The organism is Pseudomonas chlororaphis subsp. piscium, from assembly GCF_003850345.1.
GTDB lineage: Bacteria > Pseudomonadota > Gammaproteobacteria > Pseudomonadales > Pseudomonadaceae > Aquipseudomonas > Aquipseudomonas piscium.
Genome location: NZ_CP027707.1, coordinates 723,842 through 738,622, shown reverse-complemented (window position 1 = coordinate 738,622; position 14,781 = coordinate 723,842). Strand labels below are relative to the sequence as shown.

Sequence of the window (14,781 nt, the reverse complement as noted above, 5' to 3'; positions counted from 1 at the left end):
AGCTGCAAGAACAAGCAGGCTCACTGGGGACAGTGAGCCTGTGCTGTTTCTGGGGTAGGGGTTTTTAAGCGTCCAGGCGCCACTGCAAGGCATCCAGGGCATCGCAGCCGTCTTGCAGCAACAGGTGGGCAGCGTTGACGAAGTGACTCAGGTCGCGCTCGCTCACGCCTTTGAGGCTCAGGCAGTTGAGGCTGCAGATCCCGCGAGGCCTTGATGCGCTGCACCGCGCCGCCATGCAGATCGGCTGCGGGCGCGTTGCGATCGAGGTGGAACACCGGGGTGGGGGTGAGATTGCTTTGTAGGGGGATGAAGTCGGTCATTGGGAAGCTCCATGGTTAGCATTTCTGCACTCATAGGCTCGCTTTCCGACCGGCTAAGATCGGCCGCCGATGCGTCGGCGACCGGACAACTATGGCGATACAGGAAATCAGCGACAACCCTTAATGTGTTGCTATTACCTTCTGCAAAACCAGACCTGCCTCCCAGACACCCCCACGCCTGTAGCCGCTGCCGAGCCCGCGAGGCTGCGATAGGACCGAAGGTCCTCCAGCGGTTTCACAATCCCTGCGCCCCCTTCGGGGTCGATCGCAGCCTCGCAGGCTCGGCAGCGGCTACAGGGCTCAGCGCCGACCGGCAGGTCGCGCCCGGCTTTGGCTTTGGCTTTGCTTTTGATCTTGATCCACCCGCCCCATCGGGAGGCCGAGTGGAGGTGTTCATCAGGGGAATGGCGCGCAGCGCCCCTCGACGCAGTCGAGGACATCGTATGGAGGTCGAAGCGAAGCCGACCGGAGTCGATGCCCCCCTGATGGACGCCGGAACGAGGGAACCCGAGCGCAGCGAGGGCCGTACGCAGGGGCAAGCGTTTTTGGTTCCTTTTTAGGCGTTTGTAAAAAGGGACTCGCCGTAAGGGCGAAACCGCCAGCCGCCGTTACCGCAGGAACGGATATGTACACCGTCCAAAAAATGCAGCGCCAGCACGGACGCCATCGCGGGCAAGCCTCGCTCCTACAAAAACATGCCCTCGCCATAACGGCGGAACCATACAGCCGCCCGGGAGCAAGGCAGGTCTATGGCTTCTCGCCGTACCACCTCGGCGTATACACCCACTCCCCACCTCCAGCCTTGGGGAATACGCAGGTGGTGGAAGAACCCACCAACACCATGGTGCGCATATCCACCTGCTCCGGGGTCAGGGTGCCGAGGGTGGTGACCCTCAGGGTCTGCCCCGGGCGGCCGATATCCCGCCCCAGCACTACGGACGTATCCGCGGTGCGGTGCTGGCGCACGATCTCCAGTGCGCGCCCCAGTTGCCAAGGGCGCGAGCGCGAGATCGGGTTGTAGAAGGCCAGGGCCAGGTCGGCCTGGGACGCCAGGTCCAGGCGTTTTTCGATGATTGCCCAGGGCTTGAGGTTGTCCGATAGGGACAGCACGCAGAAGTCGTGGCCCAGGGGCGCGCCAGCCTGTGCAGCGGTGGCCAGGGAAGCGGAAACCCCGGGAAGAATTTCCAGCTCGACCTGATGCCAGCTCGACTCGCTGGATTCGTGCAGCGCTTCCAGCACCGCCGCGGCCATGGCAAAGACACCCGGATCGCCGGAGGACACCACCACCACCGAACGGCCCTGGGCGGCGAGTTCGAAGGCGTGGCGGGCACGCTGCATTTCTTCGCGGTTGTCGGTGCAATGCATGACCTGGTCGGCACGGAACGGGCCGGCCATACGCACATAGGTTTCGTAGCCGAGGATATCGTTGGCCCGCGCCAGTTCGGCTTTCACCGCCGGCACCATCAGCTCGGCGGCGCCAGGGCCCAGGCCGATCACTGCCAGGCGACCACGAGGGCGGCCAATCTGCTGCGGGTCCAGCGGCTGGCTGGCCACGGCAATGGCGATGTCTTCACCCACGCTCAGCGGAGGCAGCAGTTGCGACACGGCCTGTTGCGCCAGTTCGGCCACACTGCTGGCAGCCGGGGCGAAACGCAGGGGCACACCCAGCTCGGCGGCGGCTTCGCGCAAGACCGGGCTGGCCATTTCACTGTCGGCGGCCAGCAGGCAGGCGACGGATTGCACCGCAATTTTCTTCTGATGCAAGGCATCACGCAGGGCATCGGCGCCAGTGATCTTGCCGTTGCAGGCAATCAGCACACTGCGCGGATAGATCAGCAGCTCGTTGGCGGCCGGCTCACGCTCGGCCGAGCCGACGCGGATGGTCAACCGGGCTTGCTGGTCCTGCGGCAACCGGGCCTCGGCCAGCCAGGGCGCGGCACCTTCGATGCGCACGCTTTCACCGCCCAGCAGGTCGGAAACGAAACGCTTGCCCAGCTCCAGATCGCCCAGGGCATAACCACTGGGCGGATTGAGCAGGCAGGTGCCGAAGCGCAGTTCGCCGCTGGTGGTGATGGCCGCTGCCACACCCAGTCCCGCGGCGATTTCCCGGGCCATGACGTTCACCCCGCCCAGGCCACCGAGCAACGGCACCACCGCGCTGCCGTCTTCGGCCACGGCCAGTACCGGCGGCTCCGCGCCCTTCTCCAGCAACAGCGGGGCCAGGGTGCGGATGACGATGCCCGCGGCGCACAGGGCGATGATCGGCGTGTCCTGTTGATACAGCTGGCGCAGGGTCGCGCCGAACTCCTGGTACGGACGGTCAGCGCCCTCGACCCGTTCGGCCAGGCCATGGATCAGCGCATCCGGGTACAGCCGTTGAAGTTTGCGCGCAGTCGCCAGGCTGCCTTGGCCAAGGATGACGATGGCCGGTGCGGAACGGACCATCATCCTTGCCACCTTTCGCCGGGCACGATGATCAGCGAGAAATACGGCGAAGACATCGGCTCCACTTCATCCAGCGGCACGATTTTCTGGTTGGCCATGGTCGCGCGCTCGACGTACAGCGCGCGCTCGGCCAGGCCCAGTTCTTCGAGCACCTGGCGCACCTTGGGGAAGTTGCGCCCCAGCTTCATCACCACCGCCGCGTCGGCATCGGCCAGACGACGCTTGAGTTCGTCATGGGGCAGCACGCCAGACAGCACCGACAGGCTCTGGTTGCGATACACCAGCGGCGCGCCCAGCACCGAGGCGCCACCGAGCATCGAGCACACCCCCGGCACCACTTCGGCCTCATAACGCTCGGCCAGGCGGTCGTGCAGGTACATGTAGGAGCCGTAGAAGAACGGATCGCCTTCGCAGATCACCGCCACGTCGCGGCCGGCGTCCAGGTGTTCGGCCAGTTGCTCGCTGGCGCTGTCGTAGAAGTCGCTGATCACTTGCTCGTAGGACAGCGGCGCCGGCAGCACTTCGGTAGTTACCGGGTAGACCAGCGGCAACAGGGTCTGCGCGCCTTGCAGGTGCGCTTCGATGATGCCGAAGGCATTGCCCTTTTTACCCTTGGCGACGAAGTACGCCACCACCGGCGATTCGCGCAGCAGGCGCAGGGCCTTGAGGGTAATCAGTTCCGGATCACCGGGGCCGACGCCCAGGCCGATCAAACGTCCAGGTTGCTGCATCATTCGATCTCCGTGGCCAGGGCGTTGACGGCGGCGGCGGCCATGGCGCTGCCGCCCAGGCGACCTTGCATGATCACAAAAGGCACGCCGCGGCTGTCGGCGGCGAGCATCGCCTTGGACTCGGCCGCGCCGACGAAGCCTACCGGGAAGCCGAGGATCAGCGCCGGTTTCGGTGCACCGGCGTCGAGCATCTCCAGCAGGTAGAACAGCGCGGTCGGGGCGTTGCCGATCACCACCACGCTGCCTTCCAGGTACGGCCGCCACAGCTCCAGGGCCACCGCCGAGCGGGTGTTGCCCAGCTCGCGGGCCAGCTCCGGCACGCTCTCGTCGCGCAGGGTGCAGATCACCTGATTGTTCGCCGGTAGACGGGCGCGGGTAATGCCTTCGGACACCATGCGCGCATCGCAGAGGATCGGCGCACCGGCGGCCAGGGCAGCGCGCCCGGCCTGGCCCGCGCCTTCGGAGAATTGCAGACCGTCGATGGCATCGACCATGCCGCAGGCATGGATCACCCGCACCGCGAGTTTTTCCAGGTCCGCGGGGATGCGATCGAGCCTGGCCTCCTCGCGAATGATCGCGAAGGAGTTGCGATAGATCTCCTGACCGTCGCGGATGTAATCAATCATCAAGGGTGCTCCGTGGGCGGGCATCGAGCAATGCGCCGGCCGCTTCAAGGGAAAGGTTGCGTGCGTGCAGCGTGCCGAAACCCGGCTGCGCGGCATCGCGAAAATAGAGGTCGTAACGACCGGGGGCGACGGCCAGCAAAGTGGCCGGTGCCACATGGGCGGCGGCGCAGGAACGCGAGCAGCCGGACAGGTGGACGTCCAGGCGCTGGCCGTGGCGCTGGAGCAAGGCGGCCAGCTTTACCGCGTCGCCCTTGGTATCGGCCAGGGCCTTGCCGCAGCCACTGGAGCCGGTGCAGGCAATCAAGTGGGCCAGGGTTTGCTGTGGCGAACAGGGAAACCCCAGCTGTTGCAGGCGGCGCGTGACTTCAGCTGCGTCTTCGCCCCGCAGGTTCGGCAGCAACAGGCTTTGCCAGGGGGTAAACCTCAGGCTGCCGTCGCCCCATTGCTCGGCCAGTTGCGCTGCGCCGCGCAGCATCAGCGGGTCCAGCCGCCCCAGGGGCGTGACGGCGCCGACATAGACCTGGCCCGGTTGCCGCTGTGGATAAGTACCGATATGCAGCGACTCGGAAGGGGCAGTACGCTGCCAATCGCCCACCTTGATCACCGGCCCCGGCAAGCGCGCGGACACCTGCGCCAGCAGCGCGTCCGCCGAGTGCTCCGCCAGCAGCTGGCGCATGCGGGTCTGTTCGGGGCGGGCCAGGTCGAGAAACAACTCCAGCACCGCCACCACCAGGGCCAGCCCATCCTCCAGCGCCACGCTGGCCAGGGGCCGGTCCCCAGGGCAACCGGCCAGGCCGAAGGCCAGCCAAGGCTCGCCCGCGCCTTCGAACGCCGAGAGCCACAGGTCATGGGGATGTTCCAGCATGGCCAGGGCTTCGCCACCGTCGAGCTGCACGGCGAACTTGGGCGACAACTCATGAAAACGCGGATGGCTCTGCAAGGTGGCAAGAATCTGCCCGGCCAGGGGACGGGTGTCGATGATCATCTGCCGGTCGATCCCGGCCGTGGGGCTGAGCATCAGGTTGCGCACATCGTCGCCGGCCGCGGTGGCCGGTCCCAGGCCGGCGGCCAGCAGATCGGCGATCAGCGCCTGATGCTCGGCGCCAATGCCGCGGATCTGCAGATTGGCGCGGTTGGTCGCCTCGATCACCCCGTCGGCATAACGCTCGGCCGCAGCGGCCACCGCGCGGGCCTGGGCCGCGCTGATCGCCCCACCGGCCAGCTTGATCCGGCAGATACCGCCGTCCAGCGCCGGGACGATACGCAGCAACCCCGGACAGGCCGAGGGGCGTAAGGCGGTGGACATCGGGCGTTCGTTCAAGGGGGTGACCGGCTGTGTGGGAAAGGCGCTTCGCGGGCGAAGGCGCGGTATTATGCCTGCTTTGTCCGAAGGCATGAAAAGCCTGCCTGTCGGAAGAACAGGTTTTACCCTCGAGGAATAGCGATGTCGCCCTGGCTGACAGTAGTGGGAATCGGTGAAGACGGCTTCAAGGGCCTGGGCAAGAACGCCCGGCGCGCCCTGCTGGGCGCTTCGCGGATCGTCGGCGGCCAGCGGCAACTGGACCTGCTGCCGGTGTGCATCCGCGGCGAGCGGCAGTTGTGGCCGAGCCCCTTCTCACTGGAACCGGTACTGGCCAGGCGGGGCGAGCCGGTGTGCGTGCTGGCCAGCGGCGACCCGATGCTGTTCGGCGTCGGCGCCAGCCTGGCGCGCCAGGTGGCCCAGGAGGAAATGCACGTCCTGCCCTCGCCCTCCTCTTATTCATTGGCCGCCGTACGCCTGGGCTGGCCGCTGCAAGAGGTGGTGACGCTCTCGGTGGTCGCGCGCCCCGTGGCGGCCCTCAGCGCCCAGCTGTTCAGCGGCGTGCGCCTGCTGGTCCTGAGCAATGACGGCCTCAGCCCCTCGGCCATCGCCGCGCTGTTGCGCGAACGCGGCTTCGGCCCGAGCCGGCTCAGCGTGCTCGAGCATCTGGGTGGCGAAGCCGAACGGCGGATCGACGGCAGCGCCAACGACTGGAGCGACCCAGCCATCGCCGACCTCAATCTGGTGGCCATCGAATGCCTGGCCGAACCCGATACGCTGCGTCTGTCGCGCCTGGCCGGCTTGCCGGACTCGGCCTTCCAGCACGACGGCCAGTTGACCAAGCGCGATGTCCGCGCCATTACCCTGGCCCGTCTGGCACCGACTCCTGGCGAACTGCTGTGGGATGTCGGCGCCGGCAGTGGCTCGATCGGCATCGAATGGATGCGCGCGCACCCCAGCTGCCGGGCCCTGGCCATCGAAGCCGACCCAGGCCGCCAGCAACTGATCGAACACAACCGCGACGTCCTCGGCGTGCCCGGTCTGCAACTGATTCGCGGCAGCGCGCCCCAGGCCTTGGACGGGCTGGAAGCCCCGGACGCGATCTTCATCGGCGGCGGCGTAACGCGCCCCGGTGTGCTCGACACCTGCTGGGCCCGGCTCAAGCCCGGTGGCCGGCTGGTGGCCAACGCCGTGACCCTGCAAAGCGAAACGACCCTGATGGCCTGGCGCGAACGCCATGGCGGCGAGCTGACCCGCATCCATGTCGCCCAGGCCCTGCCGCTGGGGGATTTCGACACCTGGCGCCAGGCGCTGCCCATTACCTTGCTCGACCTCGTCAAACCGCTATGAGCGCCCTTCATCTCCCTGCAGGCGCGGACATGCGCCGGTACAAGGCCGCGCAGCATGCGTGAAGAAACGGCGGAACAACCCGCCCCGCTGCGCAGTGGCCTGACCACCGGCAGCTGCGCCACCGCCACCAGCCTGGCGGCGGCGCGCCTGTTGCTCGAGGGCACCAGCGCCGATGCGGTGGAGATCGTCCTGCCCAAGGGCAAGCAGGTGCAGATGCGCCTGGAGTTCTGCCGCCTTACCGACAACGGCGCCGAAGCCGGCACGATCAAGGATGCCGGCGACGACCCCGACGTGACCCACGGCGCCCTGCTCTATTCCCAGGTGCGCCTGAGCCCGGGCAGCGGCATTCGTTTCATCGCCGGCAAAGGCGTGGGCACCGTGACCCGGCCCGGCCTGGTGCTGGGTGTGGGCGAGCCGGCGATCAATCCGGTGCCGCGCCGGATGATCAGCGAGCACCTGGCAACGCTGGCCCGGGAACGGGGCTACCAGGGCGGCTTCGAGGTCACGGTCAACGTCGAGGACGGCGAAGCCCTGGCGCTGAAAACCATGAACCCGCGGCTGGGCATTCTCGGCGGCCTGTCGATCCTCGGCACCAGCGGCATCGTGCGGCCGTTTTCCTGCGCGGCCTATATCGCCTCGATCCACCAAGGCATCGACGTCGCCAAGACCAACGGCTACCTGCACATCGCCGCCTGTACCGGCAACGCCAGCGAAGACACCATGCGCCGCGTCTACGACCTGCCAGAAATCGCCCTGATCGAAATGGGCGACTTTGTCGGCGCCGTGCTCAAGCACCTGCGCAAAGTGCCGGTGGACAAGCTCAGCCTGTGCGGCGGTTTCGGCAAGATCAGCAAGCTCGCGGCCGGGCATATGGACCTGCACAGCCGCCATTCCAGCATCGACCTGCCGCAACTGGCCGAATGGGCCGCGGCGGTCGGCGCCGACCAGGCACTGCAAAGCGCCATCCGTGGCGCCAACACCAGCCAGCAGGCCCTGGCCATGGCCAGCGTCGCCGGCATCGCCCTGGGCGACGCGGTGTGCCAGCACGCCCTGGACTTCGCCCGTAGTGTGGTGCCGCCACAGGTCCAGGTCGAAGTCTTCGCCATCGATCGCCAGGGCGGCATCGTCGGCCATGCCGGAGCTTTTCGATGAAACCCATACTACTGCTGGGCGGCGTGACCGAAGCCCTGGCCATCGCCCGGACCCTGGGGCCGGAGCACATCTATAGCCTGGCGGGTATCGGGCGCGTGCCCGCTGACCTGAACTGCCAGGTGCGGGTCGGCGGCTACGGCGGCGCCGAGGGCCTGGCCCGGTTCATCCGCGAGCAAGGCATCGAGCTGCTGCTGGACGCCACTCACCCCTACGCCGCCCGGATCAGCCAGAACGCCGCCACGGCCGCGCGGCTGTGTGACATCCCCTGCTGGGCCCTGCGCCGACCGGCCTGGCAAGCGCAGGCCGGTGACGACTGGCGCGAAGTCCGCGACTGGGCCGAACTGGTCCAGGCACTCCAACCCTTCAAGCGCCCGCTGTTCACCCTGGGCCGCGAACCCTTGCAGCATCTGCATGAGATCCCCGCCGAGCAGTTCTGGACCCTGCGCGCCCTCGACCAGTACCCCGGCAATGAGCGGTGCGAAGTGATAGGCGCACGCGGTCCCTTCCTGATCGACAGCGAGCGCGAACTGTTCGAACGCCGCCGTATCGACGTGCTGATCAGCAAGAACAGCGGCAGCAGCGCCACCGAACCCAAGCTGGAAGTGGCGCGCGAACGTGGGGTGCCAGTGCTGATCCTGCAGCGGCCGCCATTGCCACCCGTCGATCGGGAATTCCATGACCTGGGCGAGTTGCTCCAGGCCCTGCACTGACCTCCTGGCCGCGCAAAAGCGCGGCCGATACATCGAGTTACCAAGTCTCCCGCTGAACGGCAAGGCGCAGCCCTGGCCGCCGCGCCACGGGCCCTTCGCGTATTGAAGACAGAGGAAACACTTGCGGCGTTGGCCACGAACAGGCCTTGCGTCACGATCAAAGGCCTACCCACTTAGTAACTTATTTGTTACCTTTAAGGCCGACGATGATCACAGTCGAGGAATACCAGCAAGAGAACCAGCGCAGCCCCTTCGCTCGCTGGTTCGAAACGCTGGATACCCAGGCAGCCGTCAAGGTTTCCACCGCGCTGCTGCGCCTGGAAATGGGCAACACGTCCAACATCAAGTGGTTCGACGGGCTTGGCGAATACCGCATCGATTGGGGCCCGGGCTACAGAATCTACCTGATCCAGGAAGGCAGGCACCTGGTGATCCTGTTTGGCGGTGGCGACAAATCCACCCAGCAGGCAGACATCAGGCAGGCGAAAAAACTGATCGCCGAATTCCATCACCGCAAGAAGGCCGAACCGAAAACGAGGTGACACCCATGGCACTGACTCGAAGCTTCAAGCACAGCATTGCCGAACGCGCCGAGCGCGACCCGGCGTTTTCCCAGGCGCTGCTGGACGAGGCTGCTACGCTGTTTCTCAACGGCGAACCGGAGATGTCGCGGATCATTCTGCGCGACCTGATCAACGCCACCGTTGGCTTCGAAGCGCTGGCCCGGGAGACCGCCAAGCCGAGCAAGAGCCTGCATCGCATGCTGTCCGCCAGCGGCAACCCGAGCATGGACAACCTGGCCGCGATCTTTGCCGCCATCCGCGCCAAGCTCGGGGTTGCCATCGAGGTCCGCGCGGTACCGGCTCACTGAGGAACGGCAAATCCAGGTGGCGCTGCGACACCACACCGCACGACGCCTTTTTACTTATCCACAGCGATCAGGCTAAATACCCCCTGTTCGCTCAACCTGACGGATCGTCACCATGTCCCGACAACGGCTCGCATTTGCCTGGATCGCCTGCTTCGCAGTGCTGTTCAACATGCTTGCCATGCCGCTTTCGGGAGCCATGCAGCAGACCGACCGAGCGCCTGCCGAGCAGCTGTTGTGGGGCAGTTTCTGTTCCTCCAGCGGCACCAAGCTGGTGGCGATTTCCCTGGGCAAGCTGGAGCAGCAAGCCCCACAGAACGACGATCACTCCACCATGCAGCACTGCTGGTGCTGTTCCGGCTCGGCGCCCCTGGTCGCCCTGCCAGGCCATGCGCCGCAGTTGTATTTCGCCCGTTTCGAGTCCAACCGCAGCGTCGCGCCACCCGCGCTGGTCATGCCTACGCCGCGCCAGCAATGGCCGAGCCTCAATCCCCGCGCCTCGCCTCTGGTCTGATTCCACCTCGCAATTGATCTGCGTGTTGAATCGTTCTGGAGAACTGCCATGTTGAAATCCGTACAGGCCTTGCAAGCTCTGCTGCTGGCCGCTCTGCTGTTGCCCGCTGGTTTTGCCGCCGCCCATGAATACAAGGCCGGCGAGTTGCAGATCGCCCACCCCTGGTCGCAGGAGCTGCCGCCCAATGCACCGACGGTGGCGGCCTATTTCGTCATTCACAACACCGGCAAGAATGCCGACCGCCTGCTCGGCGTCGACTCGCCGATCTCGGGCAAGGCCGAGCTGCATGAACACGTGCAGCAGGGCGACCTGATGAAGATGCAGCAGGTGCCCAATGTGGCGATTGCCCCAGGCGAAACCCTCACCTTCGCGCCCATGGCCTATCACGTGATGCTGCTGGAGCTCAAAGATCGCAGCCTGCTCAGCGACGGCAAGCGCTTCCCGCTGACCCTGCACTTCGAGAAGTCCGGCGACGTCACGGTCGAGGTGGCGGTGCAGAAGCAGGCGCCCGCGGGCACCCAGGAACACATGCACGCCCAGTAAGTACCGGCCGTCATTACCGTGAACTCCCTGCGCTCGCCTGGCATCCGGCGATCCGTGCGCACGCCCCTGAAAGTACGGCGCGGCAGCTGGATCAGCCTGTTCGCCATGCTGATGATCTTTATCGGTCCGCTGATTTCCCAGTCGATGCCGATGGATCAGGCCATGCCGATGAACATGTCCATGTCGATGGACATGAACATGGGCGAGCCCGGCTGCCACGGTGAAAACCCGCACGGCGCAGAGCACGGCAAGGTCCAGGGCGAACACCATGCGCTCTGGGAAAAGTGCGGTTATTGCAGCCTGCTGTTCAACTGCCCGGCACTGCCTGGCAGCCTGTCGTTCACGGCGCTCGACAGTTCGCCGTCCAGCCACTTCCTCACCCCCTCGCCGCGCCTGGGCCATGCCCGGCAGACGGTGTTCCCCGGCGCCCGGACCCGCGCCCCGCCAGTCATTGCGTAAACCCCTCAACCGCACTTCACCCGGCCGACTGTAGAAAAGACAGCCGCAGGCTGCTGGCCGTGTTGTTTACGAAATGATTGATGGAACCTTTATGTCCAGGTTTTCTGCTGACACTCGCCTGTGCTCTGCCCAGGCCCCCGCTACCTTTGCCCTGAACGAACCTCGCGTACGTTTCAGCCATGCCATAGCCGTACTGTGCGGCGCCCTGCTCACACCACTGGCCCTGGCGGCCGAACAGCCGGTCGATCACAGCCAGCACGGCGAAGAACTGAGCCCGACGGTGATCACCGCCATCGCCCCCAGTTCGCCGCTGACCGTGGTCACCAACCCGAAAGACCCGCGCCAACCGGTCCCGGCCAGCGATGGCGGCGACTACCTGAAGACCATCCCCGGCTTCGCCCTGGTGCGCAACGGCGGCACCAACGGCGACCCGGTGCTGCGCGGCATGTTCGGCTCGCGCCTGAACATCCTCACCAACGGCGGCATGATGCTCGGCGCCTGTCCCGGCCGCATGGACGCGCCGACCTCCTATATCTCACCGGAAACCTACGACAAGCTGACGGTGATCAAGGGCCCGCAAACCGTGCTCTGGGGCCCGGGCGCTTCGGCCGGGACCATTCTCTTCGACCGTGAGCCGGAAAACTTCGGCGAGCTGGGTACCCGAGTCAACGCCAGCGTCCTGGCCGGCTCCAACGGCCGCTTCGACAAGGTGGTGGATGCCGCCGCCGGCGGACCGCTGGGCTACGTGCGAGTGATCGGCAACCAGGCCCATTCCGACGACTACAAGGACGGCAACAACGACACCGTGCCGTCGCGCTACGAGAAGTGGAACGGTGACGTCGCCCTGGGCTGGACCCCGGACGCCGACACCCTGCTGGAACTCACCGCCGGCAAGGGCGACGGCGAAGCACGTTACGCCGGGCGCGGCATGGACGGCTCGCAGTTCAAGCGCGAAAGCCTGGGGCTGCGCTTCGAGCGCTCCAACATCGGCGAGGTGCTGGATAAGGTCGAGGCGCAGGTCTACTACAACTACGCCGACCACGTGATGGACAACTACACCCTGCGCACGCCGTCCGGCACCGGGATGATGGCCGGCCCCATGGCCAGCAACGTCGATCGCCGCACCCTCGGCGCGCGGATCAAGGCCACCTGGCGTTGGGCCGATGTGCAGTTGATCAGCGGTATCGATGCGCAGACCAACGAACACCGCCAACGCAGCGCCATGGGCATCGACACCTACAAGGACCAGCCGCGCACCAAGGACGCCGACTTCCACAACTACGGCGCGTTCGGCGAGCTGACCTGGTACGCCGCCGACCAAGACCGGTTGATCAGCGGCGCCCGAGTGGACCGTGCCTCGGCCAAGGACTACCGCCAGAGCATCGGCTCCGGAATGATGAGCCGGCCCAACCCGACCGCTGGCGATACCCGCGCCGACACCCTGCCCAGCGGTTTCATCCGCTACGAGCATGACCTGTCCGACAGCCCGACCACGGTCTACGCCGGCCTCGGCCACACGCAACGCTTCCCGGATTACTGGGAGCTGTTCTCGCCGAAAATGGGCCCGGCTGGATCGGTCAACGCCTTCGATTCGATCAAGCCGGAAAAAACCACCCAGCTCGACTTCGGCCTGCAATACAAGACCGCGGAGCTGGAGGCCTGGGCCTCGGGCTACATCGGCCAGGTACGTGACTACATCCTGTTCAACTACCGCCCGGGGATGATGGGCATGACCTCGCAAGCCGAGAACATCGACGCACGCATCATGGGCGGCGAACTCGGCGCGGCCTACAAGCTGACCGACAACTGGAAGGCCGACGCCACCCTGGCCTACGCCTGGGGCAAGAACAGCAGCGACGGCACGCCACTGCCACAGATGCCGCCGCTGGACGCGCGTTTCGGCCTGACCTACAGCGAGGACAACTGGAGTGCCGGCGCCTTGTGGCGGGTGGTGGCGGCGCAAAACCGCATCGACGAAAACAAGGGCAACGTGGTCGGCAAGGACTTCGGCAAGAGCGGTGGCTTCGGCGTGTTCTCGCTCAACGGCGCCTATCGGATCAACAAGAACCTGAAGGTCAGCACCGGCGTCGACAACCTGTTCGGCAAGGCTTACGCCGAGCACCTGAACCTGGCCGGCAACGCCGGGTTCGGCTACCCGGCCAATGACCCGCAAGCCATCAACGAGCCGGGGCGCACGCTCTGGACCAAGGTGGACTTGAGCTTCTAAACACAACAAGAAATGGAGCCGCTGCCGACAGGCTGCGAAAAGATCCGCGGGATCTTCACGATGTCGATCGTTGCGTTCGATCGCAGCCTTCGGCAGCGGCTACAGAGACAATTGCCCATGCGGAGCATTCCCTGATGAGCCAACCCAAAGTGTCTTTCTACAACCTGGCCTGGCGCTGGCATTTCTACGCCGGGCTGTTCGTAGCCCCTTTCATGGTGATGCTGTCCCTGACCGGGATCATCTACCTGTTCAAACCCCAGCTCGACCAACTGATGTATGACAGCCTGCTGCAGGTGCCGGCGGGGCACCACATTCTCAGCGCCGATGAGCAGCTCCAGCGGGTCCAGGCCGCTTATCCCCAGGGCCACGTCAAACAGTACCTGCCACCGCTCGAAGCCGGACGCAGCGCGCAGTTCGTGGTGCAGAAGGAAGGTGGCGAACTCAATGTGTTCGTCGACCCTTACCACGGCACTATCCTTGGCGAGCAGGACGCCAAGAACAATCTGCAAGCCATCGCCCGGGCCATTCATGGCGAGCTGATGATCGGCACTCTCGGCGATCGGCTGGTGGAGCTGGCGGCGAGCTGGGGCATCGTCCTGGTGGTGTCCGGGCTGTACCTGTGGTGGCCGCGCGGCAAGTCTTCGGCCGGGGTGTTGTGGCCACGCCTGGGTAGCCGCGGCCGCGTGCTGTGGCGCGACCTGCATGCCGTGGTCGGCTTCTGGGGCGCGGCGTTCCTGCTGCTGATGCTGCTCAGCGGCATGACCTGGACCGGTTTCTGGGGCAAGCAATACGCCGAACTGTGGAACCGCTTTCCGGCGGCGATGTGGAATGACGTGCCCAAGTCCGACCAGCAGGCCGGCGAGCTCAACACCGCCAGCCGCCAGACCGTACCCTGGGCCATGGAGAACACGCCGCTGCCGATGTCCGGCAACCACGCCGAACACATGGCTCACGGCGCCGCGCACGAAGGTCCGGCCGCTCCTGTGATCAGCCTGCAGCAGGTGCAGGACATCGCCACCCAACGCAAGGTCGAAGCCGGTTACAGCATCACCCTGCCGACCACCGCCAGCGGCGTGTTCACCATTGCCGTGTTCGCCAACGATCCGCGCAACGACGCCACCCTGCATGTCGACCAATACACCGGCAAGGTCCTGGCCGATGTGCGCTGGCAGCAGTACAGCAACGTCGCCCGCGCCACCGAAGTCGGGGTGATGCTGCACGAAGGCAAGATGTTCGGCCCGTTCAACCAGATCGCGGTGCTGCTGATCTGCCTGATGATCCTGCTGAGCGCCGTCAGCGGCCTGGTGATCTGGTGGAAGCGCCGCCCCCAGGGGCGCCTCGGTGTACCGCCGCTGCGCCACGACCTGCCGAAATGGAAAACCGCGATGGCGATCATGCTGGCGCTGGCCGTGGCCTTTCCCCTGGTCGGAGCCTCGCTGGTGGCCGTGTGGCTGCTGGATCGCTTGCTGTTGTCGCGCTGGAACCGCTCGGCTGAATCGGCCTCATCTTCATCATGAATCAGGCGAGATGCGCGGT

At 65.9% G+C, this 14,781-nt stretch carries 14 protein-coding genes and 1 pseudogene; 10 read left to right on the top strand and 5 right to left on the bottom strand.

Translation table 11 applies throughout. From position 1 onward, the window contains the following. Window positions 1-64: 64 nt before the first annotated feature. The 5 genes and pseudogenes from C4K38_RS03330 to cobG all read right to left on the bottom strand — a co-directional run bounded on the left by C4K38_RS03330 (window position 65) and on the right by cobG (window position 5,428). Window positions 65-320, bottom strand: a pseudogene (locus tag C4K38_RS03330) (hypothetical protein). 747 nt (window positions 321-1,067) lie between these two features. After that, window positions 1,068-2,765, bottom strand: coding sequence for a precorrin-3B C(17)-methyltransferase (cobJ, locus tag C4K38_RS03320; protein WP_053277326.1), 1,698 nt, complete (start codon window positions 2,763-2,765; stop codon window positions 1,068-1,070). After that, complete coding sequence (locus C4K38_RS03315; protein ID WP_025807979.1) at window positions 2,765-3,496, bottom strand: precorrin-2 C(20)-methyltransferase; 732 nt, start codon at window positions 3,494-3,496, stop codon at window positions 2,765-2,767. Before C4K38_RS03315 ends, cobJ begins: the two co-directional genes overlap by 1 nt. Then, the gene (locus C4K38_RS03310; protein ID WP_053277264.1) at window positions 3,496-4,122 is read right to left on the bottom strand and encodes a precorrin-8X methylmutase; all 627 of its coding nucleotides are present in this window, start codon (window positions 4,120-4,122) and stop codon (window positions 3,496-3,498) included. The genes C4K38_RS03315 and C4K38_RS03310 overlap by 1 nt, the downstream gene beginning before the upstream one ends. Next, on the bottom strand, window positions 4,115-5,428 hold the full coding sequence (gene cobG / locus C4K38_RS03305; protein ID WP_053277263.1) for a precorrin-3B synthase: 1,314 nt from the start codon (window positions 5,426-5,428) through the stop codon (window positions 4,115-4,117). Before cobG ends, C4K38_RS03310 begins: the two co-directional genes overlap by 8 nt. Before the next feature lie 138 nt (window positions 5,429-5,566). Between cobG and C4K38_RS03300 the strand changes: the two genes are divergently transcribed. From C4K38_RS03300 to C4K38_RS03255, 10 genes are all read left to right on the top strand, one after another. After that, complete coding sequence (locus C4K38_RS03300) at window positions 5,567-6,772, top strand: bifunctional cobalt-precorrin-7 (C(5))-methyltransferase/cobalt-precorrin-6B (C(15))-methyltransferase (protein ID WP_053277262.1); 1,206 nt, start codon at window positions 5,567-5,569, stop codon at window positions 6,770-6,772. A 54-nt stretch (window positions 6,773-6,826) separates the two neighbouring features. Next, window positions 6,827-7,924 (top strand): cobalt-precorrin-5B (C(1))-methyltransferase, encoded by a 1,098-nt coding sequence (locus C4K38_RS03295; RefSeq protein WP_053277261.1) that lies wholly within the window; start codon window positions 6,827-6,829, stop codon window positions 7,922-7,924. After that, the gene (locus C4K38_RS03290; RefSeq protein ID WP_053277260.1) at window positions 7,921-8,634 is read left to right on the top strand and encodes a cobalt-precorrin-6A reductase; all 714 of its coding nucleotides are present in this window, start codon (window positions 7,921-7,923) and stop codon (window positions 8,632-8,634) included. Before C4K38_RS03295 ends, C4K38_RS03290 begins: the two co-directional genes overlap by 4 nt. A gap of 206 nt (window positions 8,635-8,840) precedes the next feature. After that, window positions 8,841-9,176, top strand: a complete 336-nt coding sequence (locus C4K38_RS03285; RefSeq protein ID WP_053277259.1) for a type II toxin-antitoxin system RelE/ParE family toxin — start codon at window positions 8,841-8,843, stop codon at window positions 9,174-9,176. A gap of 5 nt (window positions 9,177-9,181) precedes the next feature. Continuing rightward, window positions 9,182-9,505 (top strand): helix-turn-helix domain-containing transcriptional regulator, encoded by a 324-nt coding sequence (locus C4K38_RS03280; RefSeq protein ID WP_009046758.1) that lies wholly within the window; start codon window positions 9,182-9,184, stop codon window positions 9,503-9,505. Window positions 9,506-9,617: 112 nt separating this feature from the next. Then, the gene (locus tag C4K38_RS03275; RefSeq protein ID WP_007932873.1) at window positions 9,618-10,016 is read left to right on the top strand and encodes a DUF2946 domain-containing protein; all 399 of its coding nucleotides are present in this window, start codon (window positions 9,618-9,620) and stop codon (window positions 10,014-10,016) included. A 48-nt stretch (window positions 10,017-10,064) separates the two neighbouring features. Continuing rightward, complete coding sequence (locus tag C4K38_RS03270; RefSeq protein WP_053277258.1) at window positions 10,065-10,559, top strand: copper chaperone PCu(A)C; 495 nt, start codon at window positions 10,065-10,067, stop codon at window positions 10,557-10,559. Window positions 10,560-10,664: 105 nt separating this feature from the next. Beyond that, window positions 10,665-11,018, top strand: a complete 354-nt coding sequence (locus C4K38_RS03265; RefSeq protein WP_053277325.1) for a DUF2946 domain-containing protein — start codon at window positions 10,665-10,667, stop codon at window positions 11,016-11,018. A 91-nt stretch (window positions 11,019-11,109) separates the two neighbouring features. After that, window positions 11,110-13,245, top strand: a complete 2,136-nt coding sequence (locus C4K38_RS03260) for a TonB-dependent copper receptor (RefSeq protein ID WP_053277257.1) — start codon at window positions 11,110-11,112, stop codon at window positions 13,243-13,245. Between the two features lie 134 nt (window positions 13,246-13,379). Further along, the gene (locus C4K38_RS03255; RefSeq protein WP_053277256.1) at window positions 13,380-14,762 is read left to right on the top strand and encodes a PepSY-associated TM helix domain-containing protein; all 1,383 of its coding nucleotides are present in this window, start codon (window positions 13,380-13,382) and stop codon (window positions 14,760-14,762) included. Window positions 14,763-14,781: the final 19 nt, after the last annotated feature.

What these genes read in the sequence shown, in the direction of transcription:
- cobJ (WP_053277326.1), bottom strand. Translation starts at nt 2,765, where the DNA reads ATGGTCCGTTCCGCACCGGCCATCGTCATCCTTGGCCAAGGCAGCCTG.
- C4K38_RS03315 (WP_025807979.1), bottom strand. Translation starts at nt 3,496, where the DNA reads ATGCAGCAACCTGGACGTTTGATCGGCCTGGGCGTCGGCCCCGGTGAT.
- C4K38_RS03310 (WP_053277264.1), bottom strand. Translation starts at nt 4,122, where the DNA reads ATGATTGATTACATCCGCGACGGTCAGGAGATCTATCGCAACTCCTTC.
- cobG (WP_053277263.1), bottom strand. Translation starts at nt 5,428, where the DNA reads ATGTCCACCGCCTTACGCCCCTCGGCCTGTCCGGGGTTGCTGCGTATC.
- C4K38_RS03300 (WP_053277262.1), top strand. Translation starts at nt 5,567, where the DNA reads ATGTCGCCCTGGCTGACAGTAGTGGGAATCGGTGAAGACGGCTTCAAG.
- C4K38_RS03295 (WP_053277261.1), top strand. Translation starts at nt 6,827, where the DNA reads ATGCGTGAAGAAACGGCGGAACAACCCGCCCCGCTGCGCAGTGGCCTG.
- C4K38_RS03290 (WP_053277260.1), top strand. Translation starts at nt 7,921, where the DNA reads ATGAAACCCATACTACTGCTGGGCGGCGTGACCGAAGCCCTGGCCATC.
- C4K38_RS03285 (WP_053277259.1), top strand. Translation starts at nt 8,841, where the DNA reads ATGATCACAGTCGAGGAATACCAGCAAGAGAACCAGCGCAGCCCCTTC.
- C4K38_RS03280 (WP_009046758.1), top strand. Translation starts at nt 9,182, where the DNA reads ATGGCACTGACTCGAAGCTTCAAGCACAGCATTGCCGAACGCGCCGAG.
- C4K38_RS03275 (WP_007932873.1), top strand. Translation starts at nt 9,618, where the DNA reads ATGTCCCGACAACGGCTCGCATTTGCCTGGATCGCCTGCTTCGCAGTG.
- C4K38_RS03270 (WP_053277258.1), top strand. Translation starts at nt 10,065, where the DNA reads ATGTTGAAATCCGTACAGGCCTTGCAAGCTCTGCTGCTGGCCGCTCTG.
- C4K38_RS03265 (WP_053277325.1), top strand. Translation starts at nt 10,665, where the DNA reads ATGCTGATGATCTTTATCGGTCCGCTGATTTCCCAGTCGATGCCGATG.
- C4K38_RS03260 (WP_053277257.1), top strand. Translation starts at nt 11,110, where the DNA reads ATGTCCAGGTTTTCTGCTGACACTCGCCTGTGCTCTGCCCAGGCCCCC.
- C4K38_RS03255 (WP_053277256.1), top strand. Translation starts at nt 13,380, where the DNA reads ATGAGCCAACCCAAAGTGTCTTTCTACAACCTGGCCTGGCGCTGGCAT.